The organism is Pseudomonas sp. 18173 (assembly GCF_050432945.1).
Lineage (GTDB): Bacteria > Pseudomonadota > Gammaproteobacteria > Pseudomonadales > Pseudomonadaceae > Aquipseudomonas.
In genome coordinates this window covers 127739-146718 of the sequence record NZ_JBKFTN010000009.1, presented here as the reverse complement: position 1 = coordinate 146718, position 18980 = coordinate 127739, and the positions used below count along the sequence as shown (strand labels likewise).

The window sequence follows — 18980 nt, the reverse complement described above, 5'->3', positions numbered from 1 at the left end:
CATTATAGGGAGTTGCGCGCGAGTCGGCTACGGTGTTGCTGCGTGCTTGAGCAGGTTGATTGAATCCCGGACAATGCGGCCTCTTTTTTGAACGCTGGGCGTGATAGCGATGTCGACAGACAAGGTTTCAGTCCACGGCAGTTGGGCTAGCCGCTGGGTCTTCATACTCGCTGCGACCGGTTCGGCTGTGGGGCTGGGTAGTATCTGGAAATTCCCCTACATGGTCGGCGTCTATGGCGGCGGCGCCTTTGTGCTGATGTTCCTGGTTTGCATCGCACTGATTGGCGTGCCGGTCATGCTGGCGGAAACCCTGATCGGCCGGCGTGCCCGGCAGAGCCCGGCCAATGCCTTGAAGGCGCTGGCGATCGAGGCGGGGCACTCGGGCAAATGGTCCTGGGGCGCATTTGCCGGGATGATCACGGCGTTGCTGATCCTGTCTTTCTACAGTGTGGTGGGCGGCTGGTCGCTGGACTACATCATCGACATGGGGCGTGGCGACTTCCAGGGCGTGACGCCGGATCAGGTGGGCGCTTACTTCGGCAATGTGATCGCCGACCCCTGGCGCCTGACACTCTGGCACACGATTTTCATGCTGTTGTCGGCGGTGGTGATCGCCAAGGGTGTGGTTGCCGGGCTTGAACGCAGTTTGCGCATCATGATGCCCTTGTTGTTCGTGATGGTCCTCGTGTTGCTGGGTTACAGCATGACCACCGGCCATTTCATGGACGGTGTGCATTTCATGTTCGACTTCCATCCGGAAAAGGTCCTGGACGGTTTGTTGCCCGCGATGGGCCATGCGTTCTTTTCCCTGAGCGTGGGTGTCGGCTCGATCATGATCTACGGCGCCTACATGCCGAAGGACTCGTCGATATCGGGGACTGTCGTAGGCGTGGCGCTGCTTGATACCTTCGTGTCCCTGGTGGCCGGCCTGGCATTGTTTCCGATTGTTTTCGCGGCGGGCCTGAACCCGAGCGAAGGGCCGGGGCTGATGTTCGTCAGCCTGCCGTTTGCCTTCGGCAATGTGGCGTTCGGGCAACTGATGGGTGTGGTGTTCTTCGTGCTGGTGGCAGTCGCTGCCTGGAGTTCGGCGATTTCCCTGCTTGAACCGATGGTGGCCTACCTGGTCGAGCGCACTAAAGTCAGTCGTGCGTGGGTCACCTTCTGGTTGGCTTTCAGCTGCTGGTTTGTTGGCCTGGGCACGGTGTTCTCCTTCAATATCTGGAAGGAGGCCAGGTTTTTCGTGAACGAAGGCGGTATGTTCCACCTCTACCAATGGGGCGCAACCGGTGGTCTCGACTTCTTTGGTGTGATCGATTTCTTTACCTCGCGACTCATGCTGCCGCTTGGCGGTTTGTGTTTCGTGGTGTTTGCGGGCTGGATCATGGGGCGTGAAGCGGTACGCGACGAGTTGTCGATTCGCAACCCTGCGCTGTTTGGTCTGTCCTTGTTCTTGATGCGCTATGTGGCGCCCCTCGGCATCCTCGTAGTGTTTGCCGCCCAGCTGTGGAAGTAACGCTGACATGACAACACACATTTCACGTTCGGCCTTGCTGCCGTATCCGGCACAAGCGCTGTATGACCTGGTCAACGACGTGGCTCGCTATCCGGAGTTTCTGCCATGGTGCTCGGCGGCCGAAGTCCTGGAGAGCTCGCCTGAGCATATGCGGGCGAGCGTTGGCGTGGCGAAGGGCGGCCTCAGCCAGCATTTCGTGACGCGCAATACCCTGGTTCCTGGCCAGTCGATCGAAATGAACCTTGAGGAAGGCCCGTTCACTCAGCTGCACGGTATCTGGGTGTTCAAGGCATTGACCGACAAGGCTTGCAAGATCAGCCTGGACCTTTCATTCGATTACGCAGGGCCGATTGTTCGCGCGACCCTGGGACCCTTGTTCAATCAGGCGGCCAATACGCTGGTGGATGCATTCTGCCAACGGGCCAAGCAAATACATGGTTGAGGCCGATATCGGGGTTGAGGTGGTGTATGCCGCTGTTGATCGCCAGGTGCTTGTGCCGGTGAAAGTGCCAGCAGGAACGACTGTTCGTGCGGCCTTGTTGAAATCCGGTATCGGTCAGGCGTTTCCCGAGCTGGATCTGGCCGGGTGTCCTGTGGGGATCTTCGGCAAGGTCGTTGTCGATCCCGACAGCCGTCTGGTCCAGTCGGGGGATCGCATCGAGATTTATCGGCCGTTGCTGGCTGATCCGAAAGAGGTTCGCCGGCTTCGTGCGGCCAAGGCTGCCGAGGCGAAAGCCCGGAATCAGTAAGTTGCCGAACGCCAGACATTAAAAAGCCCGGGCATGCCGGGCTTTTTATTGCGTCGCAAATTATTGCGGCGAGGTTTCCAGTGGTTGCGGCGTCGGGACCGGAACGGTTTCCGCTTTGTCGACGTCTTTCTGGATCTGGTCCAGCAACGAACCTGGCTTGGCCGGTTTTTCCGGTTTTGGCTTCTCGACGTTTTCTGCCGGGGCAGCCACTGTCGTGCCGCTGTCCTTGCCGAGAATGGCTTCGTCGCGGCTCACGCCTGGCATGAAATCGCCAGAGAGGCTGACAAGCTGGTCATTTGGGTTGAAGATAACGCTAATGCGTTCTTGTTGGCGTTCACCGCCACCGGGTTGCAGGCTGTACAGATAATCCCAGCGATCGGCATGGAACGTGTCAGTCAGCAGAGGGTTGCCCATGATAAACCGTACTTGCTTGCGGGTCATTCCCGGGCGTAACTGGTCTATCATGTCCTGCGTGACGACATTGCCCTGCTGGATGTCGATTTTGTAAACCCCGGGGAATGAACAACCGGCGAGTGCGAGCAGTCCCACAAAGGTGAAACTGGTTAGCAAGAGCTTGGTGTTTTGCATCGGTGGGCGACTTCCACTATCTTGGCTGGGACAACGTAAACGCCGATCATACCCGCATTAAGAGAAGCTGCGAAGCAGCATCGCGAGAAAGCTGACCATGGTTGAAAATAGCGAACTACGCAAAGCCGGCCTCAAAGTGACCCTGCCACGGGTCAAAATTCTGCAAATGCTCGACTCCGCCGAGCAGCGCCACATGAGTGCCGAGGATGTCTACAAGGCCCTTATGGAGGCTGGTGAGGACGTCGGTCTGGCCACGGTTTACCGTGTTCTGACCCAGTTCGAGGCAGCTGGCCTTGTGGTGCGGCACAACTTCGACGGAGGCCATGCGGTCTTCGAACTGGACGACGGAAAGCATCACGACCATATGGTCAACGTCGAAACCAGCGAAGTGATCGAATTCTTCGACGAGGAAATCGAGCGGCTTCAGAAAGCAATCGTCGACAAGTATGGCTTCGAGATGGTTGATCACAATCTGGTGCTGTACGTGCGCAAGAAAAAGTAAGCATGTCGCGCGAACATCCGTTCGCGAAACGAGCGAAGGCGACCCCAGGGTCGCCTTCGTGCTTTCTGCCTCTTTCTATTCAAGCTTTTGCGGCAACCACCATTTTTTTGGCGTGCGCCAGGGATTCCTTGGTGAGATCGATGCCGCCCAGCATCCGTGCGACTTCTTCGACGCGGTCGTTTTTGCTCAGTCTGGAAACGGCCGTGCGGGTGGCATCCTCACCGCGCACCTTGTGCACAAATAGATGCTGATGACCTTGCGCTGCCACTTGCGGCAAGTGGGTCACGGTCAGTACCTGTCCGCGCTCGCCGAGCCTGCGCAGCAACTGGCCGACGATTTCTGCGGTCGGGCCGCCAATGCCGACGTCGACTTCGTCGAATACCAGGGTCGGGACACGGGAGGTCTGTGCGGTGATTACCTGGATCGCCAGGCTGATCCGCGACAGTTCGCCGCCGGACGCTACTTTCGCCAGGGCCTTCAGCGGCTGACCAGGGTTGGCGCTGACCAGCAGTTCTACCTGTTCCAGGCCATTGGGCAGAAGTTCATCGCTGCTGTTGGGGCGCAGTTCAATGGTAAAGCGCCCGCCAGGCATGCCCAGGCGCTGGATTTCCTGCTCCACGGCGCTGGCCAGGCTGTTCGACGCCTGGTGCCTCAGGTCGCTCAGTTCCCGGGCCCTTTCCTGATAGTGTCGGGCATAGGACGACAACTCATCGCTCAGTCGCTCGATGGACTCGTCGTTGGCGTTCAGGGTCTCGATTTCATCCAGCAGCTTCTGTTGCATCTCGGCGACTTCGGTTGGCTGGATGCGGTGTTTGCGTGCCAGGGTGTAGATCGCGTCGAGGCGTTCTTCAAGGTATTGAAGGCGTGACGGGTCGGCGTCGAAATTGTCGAGGAAGCGGTTCAGTTCACCTACGGCCTCTTCAACCTGGATCTGTGCACTGGTCAGCAAGCTGCTGGCTTCGCCCAGTGCACCGATCGAGCTGTTCACGCTCGACAGGCGGTTGAGGCTGGCGGTGAGGGCGTTTAGGACATTCCCCGAATCACTTTCACTGCATTGCTCTACGACTTGCCGGCAGATGCCCAGCAGGGTTTCGGCGTTGGTCAGGTTCTTGTGTTCCTGTTCCAGCTGCTCCAGCTCGTTGTCGCCAAGGCCGAGGTTTTCCAGCTCTTCGAGTTGATAGCTGAGCAGCTGATGGCGGGCGCGTTGCTCGTCGCCGGAGTTGGAGAGTCGCTCCAGCTCCTGGCGGGTCTGGCGCCAGCGTTGGGCGGCGAGTTGAACCTGGCGGGCAAGATCCGTTGCGCCGGCATATTCGTCGAGCAGGCGACGGTGGGTATCGGTCTTGAGCAGGGATTGGTGTTCGTGCTGGCTGTGGATGTCGATCAGCAGCTCGCCCAGCGCCTTGAGGTCGCCAAGCGGGCAGGGCGTGCCGTTGATGTAGCCACGCGAGCGTCCTTCGGATGTGATCACCCGGCGCAGGATGCACGGGCCGTCGTTTTCGAGGTCGCGTTCGGCCAGCCAGGCGCTGGCTTCCGGAATGTCGGCCAGATCAAAGGTGGCCAGGATATCGGCCTTGTCGGCGCCGGGGCGGACCACGCCGCTGTCGGCGCGATCACCCAGGGTAAGGCCCAGCGCGTCGAGCATGATCGACTTGCCCGCGCCGGTTTCCCCGGTGATCACGCTCATCCCGCGATCGAGTTCGAGATCGAGATGTTCAACGATGGCGTAGTTGTGTACGGACAGGTGCACCAGCATATGGGCCGCTCCCAGGTGTTAGGTCTGGTTATTTATACAGTGTTTTGTTTCTGGCTGACAATGCCCCTCGTTAGCTCGATTGGCTTGGTCCGACGAAAGCCTTATCGCGGACGGGAATGACAATGCGGTTGTTTTTTGTAGGGTTAATGCTTGGGCCCCCTTGAAGCCGGATTTTGCGGCCCCATATAGCTGGGCAGAAGCGCGAGTCGAGCTCGCGGACGATATTGAAAGGAGAAATCTATGGCTGACGAACAGACAGTGGATACGCAAAACCCAGACGCCAACCAGGCGCCCGAGGCTTCGGGTGAAGACCTGGCGGCTCGTGTACAAGTGCTCGAAGAGCAACTGGCAGGCGCTCAGGATCAGGCTTTGCGTGTAGCCGCCGATCTGCAGAACGTCCGCCGTCGCGCCGAGCAGGATGTAGAGAAGGCTCACAAGTTCGCGCTGGAAAAGTTCGCCGGCGACCTGCTGCCGATCGTCGACAGCCTGGAGCGCGGCCTTGAGCTGTCCAGCCCGGACGACGAAAGCATCCGTCCGATGCGCGAAGGCATCGAGCTGACCCTGAAAATGTTCCACGACACCCTCAAGCGTTATCAGCTTGAAGCGATCGATCCGCATGGCGAACCGTTCAATGCCGTTCAGCATCAGGCAATGGCCATGCAGGAAAGCGCCGATGTCGAGCCAAACAGTGTTCTGAAGGTGTTCCAGAAGGGCTATCAGCTCAATGGTCGCCTGCTGCGCCCGGCCATGGTCGTGGTCAGCAAGGCGCCTGCGCCGGTTTCGCCCTCGATTGACGAGCAGGCTTGAAATCTGCCGCAAGGCCCCCATTTATAAGTCAAGCGTTTAAGTGCTACCGCAGTTAGCCACCACTGCTGCGGCAACCAAATCCAAAGTTTCGGGAGAGTGAACATGGGCAAAATTATCGGTATCGACCTGGGGACTACCAACTCCTGCGTCTCCGTGCTGGAAAACGGCAAGGCAAAAGTTATTGAAAACGCTGAAGGCGCGCGTACCACGCCGTCGATCATCGCTTACGCCAACGATGGCGAAATTCTGGTTGGCCAGTCGGCCAAGCGTCAGGCCGTGACCAATCCGCACAACACCCTGTATGCGGTGAAGCGTCTGATCGGTCGTCGTTTCGACGAAGAAGTCGTGCAGAAAGACATCCAGATGGTCCCTTACAAGATCGTCAAGGCTGACAACAGCGACGCCTGGGTTGAAGTGAACGGCCAGAAAATGGCACCGCCACAAATCTCGGCTGAAATCCTGAAGAAGATGAAGAAGACCGCCGAAGACTACCTCGGCGAGACCGTGACTGAAGCGGTGATCACCGTTCCGGCCTACTTCAACGACAGCCAGCGTCAAGCGACCAAGGACGCCGGCCGCATCGCCGGTCTGGACGTAAAACGTATCATCAACGAACCAACCGCAGCTGCTCTGGCTTACGGTATGGACAAGGCGAAGGGCGATCACACCGTGATCGTTTACGACCTGGGCGGCGGTACCTTCGACGTTTCCGTGATCGAGATCGCTGAAGTCGATGGCGAGCACCAGTTCGAAGTACTGGCCACCAACGGTGACACGTTCCTGGGCGGTGAAGACTTCGACATTCGTCTGATCGACTACCTCGTCGACGAATTCAAGAAAGAAAGCGGCATGAACCTCAAGGGTGACCCGCTGGCCATGCAGCGCCTGAAAGAAGCTGCTGAAAAAGCCAAGATCGAACTGTCCTCGAGCCAGTCGACCGACGTGAACCTGCCGTACATCACTGCAGACGCCACCGGTCCTAAGCACCTGAACGTGAAGATCTCCCGCGCCAAGCTCGAAGCATTGGTGGAAGACCTGGTTCAGCGCACCATCGAGCCTTGCCGCATCGCGATGAAAGATGCCGGTATCGACGTTGGCGCGATCAACGACGTGATCCTGGTAGGCGGTCAGACCCGTATGCCACTGGTTCAGAAGCTGGTAACCGAGTTCTTCGGTAAAGAAGCTCGTAAAGACGTGAACCCGGACGAAGCCGTTGCCATGGGTGCAGCTATTCAGGGCGCGGTACTGGCCGGTGACGTGAAAGACGTTCTGCTGCTCGACGTCAGCCCGCTGACCCTGGGTATCGAAACCATGGGTGGCGTGATGACCGCGCTGATCGAGAAAAACACCACGATTCCTACCAAGAAATCGCAAGTGTTCTCGACTGCCGACGACAACCAGGGCGCCGTGACCATTCACGTGCTGCAGGGCGAGCGTAAGCAAGCCGCACAGAACAAGTCCCTGGGCAAGTTCGACCTGGCCGACATTCCACCAGCTCCACGTGGTGTGCCGCAGATCGAAGTGACCTTCGACATCGACGCCAACGGCATCCTGCACGTAGGTGCGAAAGACAAGGCTACCGGCAAGACTCAGTCGATCGTGATCAAGGCCAACTCCGGTCTGTCCGATGAAGAGATCGAGCGCATGGTGCGTGATGCCGAGGCGAATGCCGAGGAAGACCGCAAGTTCGAAGAGCTGGCCACTGCCCGTAACCAGGGCGATGCACTGGTTCACTCGACGCGCAAAATGGTTGCCGATGCCGGCGACAAAGTGACCGCTGAAGAGAAGACTGCAATCGAAGCGGCAGTGGTTGCCCTGGAAGCCGCCGTTAAAGGCGACGACAAGGCTGCTATCGAAGCCAAGGTTGAAGAGCTGTCGAAAGTTTCCGCTCCAGTGGCGCAGAAGATGTACGCCGAACAGGCTCAGCCAGCTGAAGGCGCGGCACCGCACGACGACAAGGCGGAAAAGGCTGACGACGTTGTCGATGCCGAGTTCGAAGAAGTGAAAGACCACAAGTAAGTTGTTGGTCGGCCGGTTGACTGCCTTTGGGCGGTGACTGGTAGGATGTCGCCGCGCGGGAGCTTGCTCCCGCGTTGGCGTGTCTGGAATACGCGAATTTTTACAGTATGCGACAACGTTCGTGTACTGGTGGTATGGCCGGGAATGCTCCTGCTTTTCGAGCCGCAAGTACCGCATTGAATCAAAGACCAGGATCGTTGAATTGACGTGAGTTGGGTCCGGGCCTGTATTGGGGCTCAACGAGTTCGGCAAACTCAGGAGGGTTTTGTCGGACGTCCTCAAGAGTGCAAAGACTTATGGCAAAGCGTGACTATTACGAAGTGTTGGGTGTTGAGCGTGGCTCAAGCGAAGCGGACCTGAAAAAGGCCTACCGTCGCCTGGCGATGAAGCATCACCCGGACCGTAATCCGGATGACAAGGCGTCGGAAGAGATGTTCAAGGAGGCCAACGAGGCCTACGAGGTGCTGTCCGATTCCAGCAAGCGCGCGGCATACGACCAGTACGGTCATGCCGGTGTCGACCCGAGCATGGGTGGCGGCGGTGCCGGGTTCGGTGGTCAGAACTTCTCCGATATCTTTGGCGATGTCTTCAGTGATTTCTTCGGTGGTGGACGCGGCGGTTCCCGTGGTGGCGCTCAGCGCGGCAGTGACTTGCGCTACACCCTGGAGCTGGATCTCGAGGAAGCGGTGCGCGGTACGACCGTGAACATCCGCGTTCCGACGCTGGTCAATTGCAAGCCTTGCGACGGCTCCGGTGCCAAGAGAGGCTCTTCACCGGTGACCTGCCCGACTTGCGGCGGTATCGGCCAGGTGCGCATGCAGCAGGGTTTCTTCTCGGTGCAGCAGACCTGCCCGCGCTGCCATGGCCAGGGCAAGATCATTTCCGATCCGTGCGATTCCTGCCACGGCGAAGGTCGTGTCGAAGAGTACAAGACCCTGTCGGTGAAAGTGCCGGCCGGTGTCGATACCGGTGACCGCATTCGCCTGTCCGGCGAAGGCGAGGCGGGTGCTCAGGGTGGCCCGACTGGCGACTTGTACGTGGTGATCAATGTGCGTGAGCACGCGATCTTCCAGCGTGACGGCAAGCATCTGTTCTGCGAAGTGCCGATCAGTTTCGTCGACGCTGCACTGGGTGGCGAGCTGGAGATTCCGACCCTCGATGGTCGCGTCAAGCTGAAGATCCCTGAGGGGACCCAGACCGGCAAACAGTTCCGCGTTCGTGGCAAGGGTGTTGCACCCGTGCGCGGCGGCGGTGCCGGTGACCTGATGTGCCGCGTGGCGGTCGAGACTCCGGTCAACCTGAGCCGTCGCCAGCGCGAAATGCTCGAGGAGTTCCGTAGCTCCCTGGCGGACGACAATAGCCATTCGCCAAAAACCACTGGCTGGTTCGAAGGCGTCAAGCGCTTCTTCGGCGATCTGTAAGGAGTCGGCATGCGACGTATTGCTGTGATGGGCGCTGCCGGGCGCATGGGTAAAATCCTGGTCGAGGCCGTGCAGCAGCGCGCGCCCCTGACCGGTCTGACGGCCGCCGTTGTGCGCCCTGGCAGCACGCTGATTGGCGTGGATGCGGGCGAACTGGCTTCGCTGGGGCGCATTGGTGTGCCGCTGACCGGAAGCCTGGAGTCCGTGGCGGAAGAGTTCGACGTGTTGATCGACTTTACGCTGCCGGAAGTCATGCTGAAAAACCTGGCCTTCTGCCGCAAGGCGGGCAAGGCCATGGTGATCGGCACCACCGGGCTGGACGCTGCGCAGAAGCAGTTGCTGGCGGAGGCGGGCAAGGATATTCCCATCGTGTTCGCAGCCAACTTCAGCGTTGGTGTCAACCTGTCGTTGAAATTGCTCGATATGGCTGCACGCGTGCTGGGTGATGAGGCGGATATCGAAATCATCGAAGCGCATCACCGTCACAAGATCGATGCGCCGTCCGGTACGGCCCTGCGCATGGGTGAAGTGATCGCTGGCGCGCTGGACCGTGATCTGCAGAAAGTCGCGGTTTATGGTCGTGAAGGCCATACCGGTGTGCGTGAGCGTGAAACCATCGGCTTTGCCACCGTGCGCGGTGGTGATGTGGTTGGCGATCACACAGTGCTGTTTGCCTGCGAAGGCGAGCGCCTGGAAATCACCCATAAAGCCTCCAGCCGCATGACCTTCGCCAAGGGTGCGGTGCGAGCTGCATTGTGGCTGGACGGGCGCGAGCCTGGCCTTTATGACATGCAAGACGTGCTCGACCTGCGTTAAGATGCACCCGAAATCGGGCTCGCGCACAGCGTTTGAGCCCGGTTTTATTCCGCCAAGCGACGTCCTGTCGCATTCTCCAGCCTTTAAGGCTCATTGGCGGTAGACCAAAAATGCCTTTTTCTGTAAGCTACAGCTTTAGTGTGTCCACTAAAAGCGCGCAGAATAATTCAGTGAAGAAGCGGGGTGACGTGTCCATACGTCACTCCGCTTTTTTACAACCTGCGATCGCCCTTTCAGGCTTTATTTACGGGAGGTCTTCTTGACTAAGCCAGCCATACTCGCCCTTGCTGATGGCAGCATTTTTCGCGGCGAAGCCATTGGAGCCGACGGTCAGACCGTTGGTGAGGTGGTGTTCAACACCGCAATGACCGGCTATCAGGAAATCCTTACCGATCCTTCCTACGCCCAACAGATCGTTACCCTGACTTACCCGCACATCGGCAATACCGGCACCACGCCGGAAGACGCCGAGTCCAACCGCGTCTGGTCTGCCGGCCTGGTCATCCGTGACCTACCACTGGTGGCGAGCAACTGGCGTAACACGATGTCCCTGTCCGACTACCTGAAGGCCAACAATGTTGTGGCCATCGCCGGTATCGACACCCGCCGCCTGACGCGCATCCTGCGTGAAAAAGGCGCGCAGAACGGCTGCATCATGGCCGGCGACAACATTTCCGAAGAAGCCGCCATCGCCGCCGCCCAGGGTTTCCCTGGCCTCAAGGGCATGGACCTGGCGAAAGTCGTCAGCACCAAGGAAAGCTACGAGTGGCGCTCGACTGTCTGGGACCTGAAAACCGACAGCCACGCGACCCTCGAAGCCTCCGAGCTGCCGTACCACGTCGTGGCCTACGACTACGGCGTCAAGGTGAACATCCTGCGCATGCTGGTCGAGCGCGGTTGCCGCGTGACCGTGGTGCCTGCGCAAACGCCAGCTGCCGATGTACTGGCGCTGAAGCCGGACGGCGTGTTCCTGTCCAACGGCCCTGGTGATCCGGAGCCTTGCGACTACGCGATCCAGGCGATCAAGGACGTGCTGGAAACCGAAATTCCGGTCTTCGGTATCTGCCTCGGTCACCAACTGCTGGCCCTGGCCTCCGGCGCCAAGACCCTGAAAATGGGTCACGGCCACCACGGTGCCAACCACCCCGTCCAGGATCTGGACAGCGGCGTGGTGATGATCACCAGCCAGAACCACGGTTTTGCCGTAGACGAAGCGACCCTGCCAGCCAACGTTCGCGCGATCCATAAGTCGCTGTTCGACGGCACCCTGCAAGGTATCGAGCGTACCGACAAGAGCGCCTTCAGCTTCCAGGGTCACCCTGAAGCCAGCCCTGGCCCGAACGACGTAGCGCCATTGTTCGATCGCTTCATCAACGAGATGGCCAAGCGACGCTGATCGCTCGCCCTTGATGTAGCACGGCTTGAGGGTGGCCCCGATACCGGTGCCCCCCTCAAGTCAGAGATTGAACAAGACGGCTTGCCGACTGACCTGCGGATTTGAGTGACAAACCCATGCCAAAACGTACAGACATTAAAAGCATCCTGATTCTTGGTGCCGGCCCGATCGTGATCGGCCAGGCCTGCGAATTCGACTACTCCGGCGCCCAGGCCTGCAAGGCCCTGCGCGAAGAGGGTTACCGCGTCATCCTGGTGAACTCCAACCCGGCCACCATCATGACCGACCCGGCCATGGCCGACGCCACCTACATCGAGCCGATCAAGTGGCAGACCGTTGCCAAGATCATCGAGAAAGAGCGTCCGGACGCGCTGCTACCGACCATGGGTGGCCAGACCGCCCTGAACTGCGCCCTGGACCTGGAGCGCGAAGGCGTCCTGGAGAAGTTCGGCGTAGAGATGATCGGCGCCAATGCCGACACCATCGACAAGGCTGAAGATCGCTCGCGTTTCGACAAGGCCATGAAATCCATCGGCCTGGCGTGCCCGCGTTCCGGTATCGCCCACAGCATGGAAGAGGCCAATGCGGTCCTCGAGAAGCTTGGCTTCCCGTGCATCATTCGTCCGTCCTTCACCATGGGCGGCACCGGTGGAGGTATCGCCTACAACCGTGAAGAGTTCGAAGAAATCTGCGCCCGTGGCCTGGACCTGTCGCCGACCAAGGAACTGCTGATCGACGAATCGCTGATCGGCTGGAAAGAGTACGAGATGGAGGTTGTCCGCGATAAGAAGGACAACTGCATCATCGTCTGCTCCATCGAAAACTTCGACCCGATGGGCGTGCACACCGGCGACTCGATCACCGTGGCTCCTGCACAGACCCTGACCGACAAGGAATACCAGATCCTGCGTAACGCCTCCCTGGCGGTATTGCGCGAGATCGGCGTGGAAACCGGCGGTTCCAACGTTCAGTTCGGTATCTGCCCGAACACCGGCCGCATGGTCGTGATCGAGATGAACCCGCGTGTATCGCGTTCCTCGGCACTGGCCTCGAAAGCCACCGGTTTCCCGATCGCCAAGGTCGCGGCCAAGCTGGCTGTGGGCTACACCCTGGACGAACTGTCGAACGACATCACCGGCGGCAAGACCCCGGCGTCCTTCGAGCCGTCCATCGACTACGTCGTCACCAAGCTGCCACGCTTCGCCTTCGAGAAGTTCTCCAAGGCTGACGCGCGCCTGACCACTCAGATGAAGTCGGTCGGTGAAGTCATGGCCATCGGCCGTACCTTCCAGGAATCCCTGCAGAAAGCCCTGCGCGGCCTGGAAGTCGGTGTTTGCGGCCTGGACGAGAAAGTTGACCTGGGCAACCCGGAAAGCATGAGCGTGCTCAAGCGCGAGCTGACCGTGCCGGGCGCAGAGCGTATCTGGTACGTGGCGGACGCAATGCGCGCCGGCATGAGCGTCGAAGACATCTTCGGCATGACCATGATCGATCCTTGGTTCCTGGTGCAGATGGAAGACCTGATCAAGGAAGAAGCGAAGGTCAAGACCCTGGGCCTGACCAGCATCGACCGCGACCTGATGTTCCGCCTCAAGCGCAAGGGCTTCTCCGATCAGCGCCTGGCCAAGCTGCTGGGTGTGACCGAGAAGAGCCTGCGCGCTCACCGTCACAAGCTGGAAATCTTCCCGGTCTACAAGCGCGTCGACACTTGCGCCGCCGAGTTCGCCACCGACACCGCCTACCTGTACTCGACGTACGAGGAAGAGTGCGAGGCCGCGCCATCGGGTCGCGACAAGATCATGATCCTGGGCGGCGGTCCGAACCGTATCGGCCAGGGCATCGAGTTCGACTACTGCTGCGTACACGCGGCACTGGCCCTGCGCGATGACGGGTACGAGACCATCATGGTCAACTGCAACCCGGAAACCGTATCCACCGACTACGACACCTCCGATCGCCTGTACTTCGAACCAGTGACCCTGGAAGACGTGCTGGAAATCGTTCGCGTCGAGAAGCCGAAAGGCGTGATTGTCCAGTACGGCGGCCAGACCCCGCTGAAACTGGCTCGCGCCCTGGAAGCCGCTGGCGTGCCGATCATCGGCACAAGCCCTGATGCAATCGACCGTGCTGAAGACCGTGAGCGCTTCCAGCAGATGGTCCAGCGCCTGAACCTGCGTCAGCCGCCAAACGCCACCGTGCGCAGCGAAGACGAAGCCATTCGCGCTGCCAGCAAGATCGGTTACCCGCTGGTGGTGCGTCCGTCCTACGTACTGGGCGGTCGTGCGATGGAAATCGTTTACGAAGAGGAAGAACTCAAGCGCTACCTGCGTGAAGCGGTTCAAGTGTCCAACGACAGCCCGGTGCTGCTGGACCACTTCCTCAACTGCGCCATCGAAATGGACGTGGATGCGGTCTGCGACGGCAAGGACGTAGTGATCGGCGCGATCATGCAGCACATCGAGCAGGCCGGTGTTCACTCCGGTGACTCCGCGTGCTCGCTGCCGCCATACTCGCTGCCGGCGCACATCCAGGACGAGATGCGCGAACAGGTCAAGAAAATGGCCCTGGAACTCGGCGTGGTCGGCCTGATGAACGTTCAGTTGGCGCTGCAAGGCGAAGACATCTACGTCATCGAAGTCAACCCGCGTGCTTCCCGTACCGTACCGTTCGTGTCCAAGTGCATCGGCGTCTCCCTGGCGATGATCGCAGCACGCGTGATGGCCGGTAAAACCCTGAAAGAGCTGGGTTTCACCAAGGAAATCATCCCGAACTTCTACAGTGTGAAAGAGGCGGTGTTCCCGTTCGCCAAATTCCCTGGCGTTGACCCGATCCTCGGCCCTGAGATGAAGTCCACCGGTGAAGTGATGGGCGTGGGTGACACCTTCGGTGAGGCGTTCGCCAAGGCCCAGATGGGTGCCAGCGAAGTGTTGCCGACCGGCGGTACTGCGTTCATCAGCGTACGTGACGACGACAAGCCGCTGGTTGCGGGCGTGGCCCGTGATCTGATCAACTTGGGCTTCGAAGTGGTTGCCACTGCCGGAACTGCCAAGCTGATTGAGGCTGCAGGCCTGAAAGTGCGCCGTGTGAACAAGGTGACCGAAGGTCGTCCGCACGTGGTCGACATGATCAAGAATGACGAAGTCACGCTGATCATCAACACCACCGAAGGTCGTCAGTCGATCGCTGATTCGTACTCCATTCGTCGTAATGCCCTGCAGCACAAGATTTACTGCACCACCACCATTGCTGCTGGCGAAGCCATCTGCGAAGCGCTGAAGTTCGGTCCCGAGAAGACCGTGCGCCGCTTGCAGGATCTACACGCAGGATTGAAGGCATGAGCATAACGAAGTACCCAATGACCGTTCAGGGCGCTCGCGCCCTGGAAGAAGAGCACATTCACCTGACCAAGGTCGTTCGTCCGAAGCTCAGCCAGGACATCGGGACGGCCCGCGAGTTGGGTGACCTGAAGGAAAACGCCGAATACCACGCTGCCCGCGAGCAGCAGGGTATGGTCGAGGCGCGGATCCGTGATATCGAAGGCCGCATGCAGAATGCGGTGGTCATCGATGTGACGACCATTCCTCACACCGGCAAGGTGATTTTCGGCACGACCGTCGAAATCGCCAACGTCGAAACCGATGAAAGCGTGACTTACCAGATCGTTGGTGAGGACGAGGCTGACATCAAGCTCGGCAAGATCTCTGTCGGCTCGCCGATTGCCCGCGCCTTGATCGCCAAGGAAGAGGGTGATGTGGTTGCAGTCAAGACGCCTGGCGGCGTTATCGAGTACGAGATTGTCGAAGTTCGCCACATCTGAAGGCCGGCGCCCGCTTCGTGCGGGCGCCATGCTTTGGCAGCTGGCCCAGATGTTGTGGGTCGGCGGCTTGTGGTTGTTGCAAATCGGTCTGTTGCCGGTGTTGGGGCGAATTGGCCTGGCGCCGCTACTGATCGACGAAATCGCAGGCACGCTCAATGCGCTGGTAGCGGGATTCGCTACGGCGTGTGTGATTTTCCAGGCTTTGGTGCTGATTGAGGCCGAGGGCCTTGTCAGTCTATGGCGGGATATTCGCGGGCAACTGCTGTTGATGGCGCTGTGCGCGTGCGCGATGTACTTCGCGGTGCGTTTTGGCTGGCCGGATGCCGTGCGTTGGCAGGCGTTCAGCTATCTTGTTCTGGGCTTTACCGGAGTGGTGCTGGTGCTGCAGCCGGTGCCGGGATGGAGTGGCAGGGTGCGCGAAGCACACCCTTGACCCTTGCCATCACTTGAAGCGATGGACGTTCGACAGCTGCTTGTTGACGCTGAAGTTCTTGCGGTAGATCAGTGCCATCTTGCCGATGACCTGAACCAGATCCGCTTTGCCGACCTTGCAGAGCTCTGCAATGGACGCCAGGCGCGATTCGCGATCGAGGATGTTGAGCTTGATCTTGATCAGCTCGTGATCCGCCAAAGCGCGTTCAAGTTCGGCTAACACACCTTCAGTCAAACCATTGTCTGCCACAATCAAAACTGGTTTCAGATGGTGGCCAATGGATTTGTACTGTTTCTTCTGCTCTTGAGTGAGCGGCATAATCTGACCCCTGCGTCTGATCTTGTAAAAAGCGGCGGCCAGTTTACCCGAGCGAGTCCGGGACCGCCCAGTTAATCACGACCCGTTTTATTTCCGAGGTATCCCGTGGCCCGTTCCAAGACAAGCCTTAACTGGCTGAAAGAGCATTTCAACGACCCATTCGTCAAAATGGCACAAAAAGACGGGTACCGTTCCCGCGCCAGCTACAAACTGCTGGAGATCCAGGAAAAGGACCGTCTGATTCGTCCAGGCATGAGCGTAATCGACCTCGGTGCAGCTCCCGGTGGTTGGTCCCAGGTGACCAGTCGTCTGATTGGCGGGCAGGGGACGCTGATCGCTTCTGACATTCTGGAAATGGACAGCATCCCGGACGTGACCTTCATTCAGGGCGACTTTACCGAGGATGCCGTGCTGGCCCAGATCCTCGATGCGGTCGGAAATAAAGAAGTAGACCTTGTGATTTCCGACATGGCCCCCAATATGAGTGGATTACCGGCTGTCGACATGCCGCGAGCGATGTTCCTGTGCGAGTTGGCACTGGATCTTTCGACCCGGGTGCTCAAGCCCGGTGGTGATTTTTTGATCAAGATCTTCCAGGGCGAAGGCTTCGACGAATTCCACAAGAGCGTTCGCCAGCAGTTCGAGAAGGTGCAGATGCGCAAGCCGACGTCGTCGCGCGACCGTTCTCGCGAGCAGTACCTGCTAGGCCGTGGTTTCCGCGGACGCAGTGAGGAGTGAGTGAATTTTCGATCGGGGTGATAGGATTTTTGTATTACGCCTTGTCAGAATTAGCGAATATTGTGTAGGAAGTGTTTCACAAAGGGTTACAGACGGCGCCTGCCAAGTTGTAGGTAATGTAGTAAGTTAGGCCGGTGAATATCATGCGAAGCGCGCGCCAGTAGCGGAGCTTGCTTCAGAGGGTAGTTAATTGAACGATATGGCAAAGAATCTGATCCTGTGGTTGATCATCGCGGCTGTCCTGGTGACGGTGATGAACAACTTCTCCAGCCCTAACGAGCCGCAGACCCTCAACTATTCCGACTTCATCCAGCAGGTCAAGGATGGCAAGGTCGAACGCGTAGCGGTTGATGGCTACGTGATTACCGGCAAACGCAACGATGGCGACAGCTTCAAGACCATTCGCCCGGCGATCCAGGACAATGGCCTGATCGGCGACCTGGTGGATAACCACGTCGTGGTCGAAGGCAAGCAGCCTGAGCAGCAAAGCATCTGGACCCAGCTTCTGGTCGCCAGCTTCCCGATCCTCGTGATCATCGCCGTGTTCATGTTCTTCATGCGGCAGATGCAGGGCGGTGCGGGTGGCAAGGGTGGCCCGATGAGCTTCGGTAAAAGCAAGGCGCGCCTGCTTTCCGAAGATCAGGTGAAAACGACCCTGGCTGACGTTGCCGGTTGCGACGAAGCCAAGGAAGAAGTTGGTGAACTGGTCGAGTTCCTGCGCGATCCGGGCAAGTTCCAGCGCCTGGGTGGCCGCATTCCTCGCGGCGTGCTGATGGTGGGGCCTCCGGGTACCGGTAAAACCCTGCTGGCCAAGGCCATCGCTGGCGAAGCCAAAGTGCCGTTCTTCACCATTTCCGGCTCCGACTTCGTCGAAATGTTCGTCGGTGTGGGTGCCAGCCGCGTTCGCGACATGTTCGAACAGGCCAAGAAACACGCACCATGCATCATCTTCATCGACGAAATCGATGCGGTTGGTCGCCATCGTGGCGCTGGCATGGGTGGTGGTCACGACGAGCGCGAACAGACTCTCAACCAGTTGCTGGTCGAGATGGACGGTTTCGAAATGAATGACGGCATCATCGTGATTGCCGCGACCAACCGTCCTGATGTGCTGGACCCTGCGTTGCTGCGTCCAGGCCGTTTCGATCGTCAGGTTGTGGTCGGTCTGCCGGACATCCGTGGTCGCGAACAGATTCTCAAGGTTCACATGCGCAAAGTGCCGATGGGCGACGACGTTGCTCCGGCCGTGATCGCTCGTGGTACCCCAGGCTTCTCCGGTGCTGACCTGGCCAACCTGGTGAACGAGGCATCGTTGTTCGCTGCCCGTGCCGGCAAGCGCATCGTCGAGATGAAGGAATTCGAGCTGGCGAAAGACAAGATCATGATGGGCGCCGAGCGCAAATCCATGGTCATGTCCGAGAAGGAAAAACAGAACACGGCTTATCACGAAGCGGGCCACGCCATTGTGGGGCGCGTCGTGCCTGAGCATGATCCGGTGTACAAGGTGTCGATCATCCCGCGCGGTCGTGCGCTGGGTGTCACCATGTTCCTGCCGGAAGAAGATCGCTATAGCCTGTCCAAGCGTGCGTTGATCAGCCAGATCTGCTCGCTGTACGGCGGTCGTATCGCTGAGGAAATGACCCTGGGCTTCGATGGCGTGACCACCGGTGCTTCCAACGACATCATGCGCGCCAGCCAGATTGCGCGGAACATGGTGACCAAGTGGGGTCTTTCGGAAAAACTCGGTCCGTTGATGTACGCCGAAGAAGAGGGTGAAGTGTTCCTCGGTCGCGGCGGTGGCGGGCAGAATGCAAGCTTCTCTGGTGAAACGGCCAAGCTGATCGACTCCGAAGTGCGCAGCATCATCGACCAGTGCTATGGCACGGCGAAGCAGATTCTCACGGACAACCGTGACAAGCTCGACGCCATGGCCGATGCCCTGATGAAGTACGAAACCATCGATGCCGAGCAGATCGACGACATCATGGCGGGTCGCACACCTCGCGAGCCACGCGACTGGTCGGGCGGCACAGGTACTTCCGGCACCCCTCCGGTGGTGCAGGATGAGCGTCCGGAAACACCGATCGGTGGTCCTGCTGCTGACGTATAA

General features: G+C 59.1%; 17 protein-coding genes. 14 read left to right on the top strand and 3 right to left on the bottom strand.

The genetic code is table 11. The annotated features are described in order from the left end of the window. Positions 1 to 109 precede the first annotated feature (109 nt). From ACLD1X_RS12835 to ACLD1X_RS12825, 3 genes are read left to right on the top strand one after another with little or no spacing between them, the layout of a single operon-like run. A complete protein-coding gene (locus tag ACLD1X_RS12835) occupies positions 110 to 1513 on the top strand; it encodes a sodium-dependent transporter (RefSeq protein WP_429368088.1) in 1404 nt (467 codons plus the stop codon). Positions 1514 to 1520: 7 nt separating this feature from the next. Next, positions 1521 to 1955, top strand: coding sequence for a type II toxin-antitoxin system RatA family toxin (locus ACLD1X_RS12830; RefSeq protein ID WP_413421623.1), 435 nt, complete (start codon positions 1521 to 1523; stop codon positions 1953 to 1955). After that, positions 1948 to 2262 carry an RnfH family protein gene (locus tag ACLD1X_RS12825; protein ID WP_429368085.1) on the top strand — a complete coding sequence of 105 codons (315 nt, stop codon included), beginning with the start codon at positions 1948 to 1950 and terminating at the stop codon, positions 2260 to 2262. The genes ACLD1X_RS12830 and ACLD1X_RS12825 overlap by 8 nt, the downstream gene beginning before the upstream one ends. 60 nt (positions 2263 to 2322) lie before the next feature. On the opposite strand, the gene ACLD1X_RS12820 is transcribed toward ACLD1X_RS12825, so the two are convergent. Beyond that, positions 2323 to 2850, bottom strand: coding sequence for an outer membrane protein assembly factor BamE (locus ACLD1X_RS12820; protein ID WP_429368083.1), 528 nt, complete (start codon positions 2848 to 2850; stop codon positions 2323 to 2325). A gap of 97 nt (positions 2851 to 2947) precedes the next feature. Between ACLD1X_RS12820 and fur the strand changes: the two genes are divergently transcribed. After that, positions 2948 to 3352, top strand: a complete 405-nt coding sequence (fur, locus tag ACLD1X_RS12815; RefSeq protein ID WP_003197684.1) for a ferric iron uptake transcriptional regulator — start codon at positions 2948 to 2950, stop codon at positions 3350 to 3352. Positions 3353 to 3431: 79 nt separating this feature from the next. On the opposite strand, the gene recN is transcribed toward fur, so the two are convergent. After that, positions 3432 to 5105: a DNA repair protein RecN gene (gene recN, locus ACLD1X_RS12810; protein WP_429368081.1), complete on the bottom strand. Its 1674-nt coding sequence runs from the start codon at positions 5103 to 5105 to the stop codon at positions 3432 to 3434. A 240-nt stretch (positions 5106 to 5345) separates the two neighbouring features. On the opposite strand from recN, the gene grpE reads away from it, so the two are divergent. The 8 genes from grpE (at position 5346) to ACLD1X_RS12770 (ending at position 15814) form a co-directional block, all read left to right on the top strand. Continuing rightward, positions 5346 to 5912: a nucleotide exchange factor GrpE gene (gene grpE / locus ACLD1X_RS12805; protein WP_007988694.1), complete on the top strand. Its 567-nt coding sequence runs from the start codon at positions 5346 to 5348 to the stop codon at positions 5910 to 5912. A 102-nt stretch (positions 5913 to 6014) separates the two neighbouring features. Continuing rightward, positions 6015 to 7931 (top strand): molecular chaperone DnaK, encoded by a 1917-nt coding sequence (dnaK, locus tag ACLD1X_RS12800; RefSeq protein ID WP_111280792.1) that lies wholly within the window; start codon positions 6015 to 6017, stop codon positions 7929 to 7931. A 296-nt stretch (positions 7932 to 8227) separates the two neighbouring features. Then, on the top strand, positions 8228 to 9352 hold the full coding sequence (dnaJ, locus tag ACLD1X_RS12795) for a molecular chaperone DnaJ (protein ID WP_429368078.1): 1125 nt from the start codon (positions 8228 to 8230) through the stop codon (positions 9350 to 9352). 9 nt (positions 9353 to 9361) lie between these two features. Further along, positions 9362 to 10168, top strand: coding sequence for a 4-hydroxy-tetrahydrodipicolinate reductase (gene dapB, locus ACLD1X_RS12790; protein ID WP_429368076.1), 807 nt, complete (start codon positions 9362 to 9364; stop codon positions 10166 to 10168). Between the two features lie 259 nt (positions 10169 to 10427). Further along, positions 10428 to 11564: a glutamine-hydrolyzing carbamoyl-phosphate synthase small subunit gene (carA, locus tag ACLD1X_RS12785; protein ID WP_429368074.1), complete on the top strand. Its 1137-nt coding sequence runs from the start codon at positions 10428 to 10430 to the stop codon at positions 11562 to 11564. 116 nt (positions 11565 to 11680) lie between these two features. Further along, positions 11681 to 14902 (top strand): carbamoyl-phosphate synthase large subunit, encoded by a 3222-nt coding sequence (gene carB / locus ACLD1X_RS12780; RefSeq protein WP_429368072.1) that lies wholly within the window; start codon positions 11681 to 11683, stop codon positions 14900 to 14902. A gap of 2 nt (positions 14903 to 14904) precedes the next feature. Then, the gene (gene greA / locus ACLD1X_RS12775; RefSeq protein WP_085718693.1) at positions 14905 to 15381 is read left to right on the top strand and encodes a transcription elongation factor GreA; all 477 of its coding nucleotides are present in this window, start codon (positions 14905 to 14907) and stop codon (positions 15379 to 15381) included. Positions 15382 to 15409: 28 nt separating this feature from the next. After that, on the top strand, positions 15410 to 15814 hold the full coding sequence (locus tag ACLD1X_RS12770; protein ID WP_429368070.1) for an MFS transporter: 405 nt from the start codon (positions 15410 to 15412) through the stop codon (positions 15812 to 15814). 9 nt (positions 15815 to 15823) lie between these two features. Here the strand turns inward: ACLD1X_RS12770 and ACLD1X_RS12765 are convergent, their stop codons facing one another. Beyond that, entirely contained in the window at positions 15824 to 16132 is a 309-nt protein-coding gene (locus ACLD1X_RS12765; protein WP_007942889.1) for a YhbY family RNA-binding protein, read from the bottom strand. A 105-nt stretch (positions 16133 to 16237) separates the two neighbouring features. Between ACLD1X_RS12765 and rlmE the strand changes: the two genes are divergently transcribed. Both rlmE and ftsH read left to right on the top strand, forming a co-directional pair. Continuing rightward, on the top strand, positions 16238 to 16870 hold the full coding sequence (rlmE, locus tag ACLD1X_RS12760; protein WP_429368067.1) for a 23S rRNA (uridine(2552)-2'-O)-methyltransferase RlmE: 633 nt from the start codon (positions 16238 to 16240) through the stop codon (positions 16868 to 16870). Positions 16871 to 17069: 199 nt separating this feature from the next. After that, positions 17070 to 18980: an ATP-dependent zinc metalloprotease FtsH gene (gene ftsH / locus ACLD1X_RS12755; protein ID WP_033047686.1), complete on the top strand. Its 1911-nt coding sequence runs from the start codon at positions 17070 to 17072 to the stop codon at positions 18978 to 18980.

What these genes read in the sequence shown, in the direction of transcription:
- ACLD1X_RS12835 (WP_429368088.1), top strand. Translation starts at nt 110, where the DNA reads ATGTCGACAGACAAGGTTTCAGTCCACGGCAGTTGGGCTAGCCGCTGG.
- ACLD1X_RS12830 (WP_413421623.1), top strand. Translation starts at nt 1,521, where the DNA reads ATGACAACACACATTTCACGTTCGGCCTTGCTGCCGTATCCGGCACAA.
- ACLD1X_RS12825 (WP_429368085.1), top strand. Translation starts at nt 1,948, where the DNA reads ATGGTTGAGGCCGATATCGGGGTTGAGGTGGTGTATGCCGCTGTTGAT.
- ACLD1X_RS12820 (WP_429368083.1), bottom strand. Translation starts at nt 2,850, where the DNA reads ATGCAAAACACCAAGCTCTTGCTAACCAGTTTCACCTTTGTGGGACTG.
- fur (WP_003197684.1), top strand. Translation starts at nt 2,948, where the DNA reads ATGGTTGAAAATAGCGAACTACGCAAAGCCGGCCTCAAAGTGACCCTG.
- recN (WP_429368081.1), bottom strand. Translation starts at nt 5,105, where the DNA reads ATGCTGGTGCACCTGTCCGTACACAACTACGCCATCGTTGAACATCTC.
- grpE (WP_007988694.1), top strand. Translation starts at nt 5,346, where the DNA reads ATGGCTGACGAACAGACAGTGGATACGCAAAACCCAGACGCCAACCAG.
- dnaK (WP_111280792.1), top strand. Translation starts at nt 6,015, where the DNA reads ATGGGCAAAATTATCGGTATCGACCTGGGGACTACCAACTCCTGCGTC.
- dnaJ (WP_429368078.1), top strand. Translation starts at nt 8,228, where the DNA reads ATGGCAAAGCGTGACTATTACGAAGTGTTGGGTGTTGAGCGTGGCTCA.
- dapB (WP_429368076.1), top strand. Translation starts at nt 9,362, where the DNA reads ATGCGACGTATTGCTGTGATGGGCGCTGCCGGGCGCATGGGTAAAATC.
- carB (WP_429368072.1), top strand. Translation starts at nt 11,681, where the DNA reads ATGCCAAAACGTACAGACATTAAAAGCATCCTGATTCTTGGTGCCGGC.
- ACLD1X_RS12770 (WP_429368070.1), top strand. Translation starts at nt 15,410, where the DNA reads ATGCTTTGGCAGCTGGCCCAGATGTTGTGGGTCGGCGGCTTGTGGTTG.
- ACLD1X_RS12765 (WP_007942889.1), bottom strand. Translation starts at nt 16,132, where the DNA reads ATGCCGCTCACTCAAGAGCAGAAGAAACAGTACAAATCCATTGGCCAC.
- ftsH (WP_033047686.1), top strand. Translation starts at nt 17,070, where the DNA reads ATGGCAAAGAATCTGATCCTGTGGTTGATCATCGCGGCTGTCCTGGTG.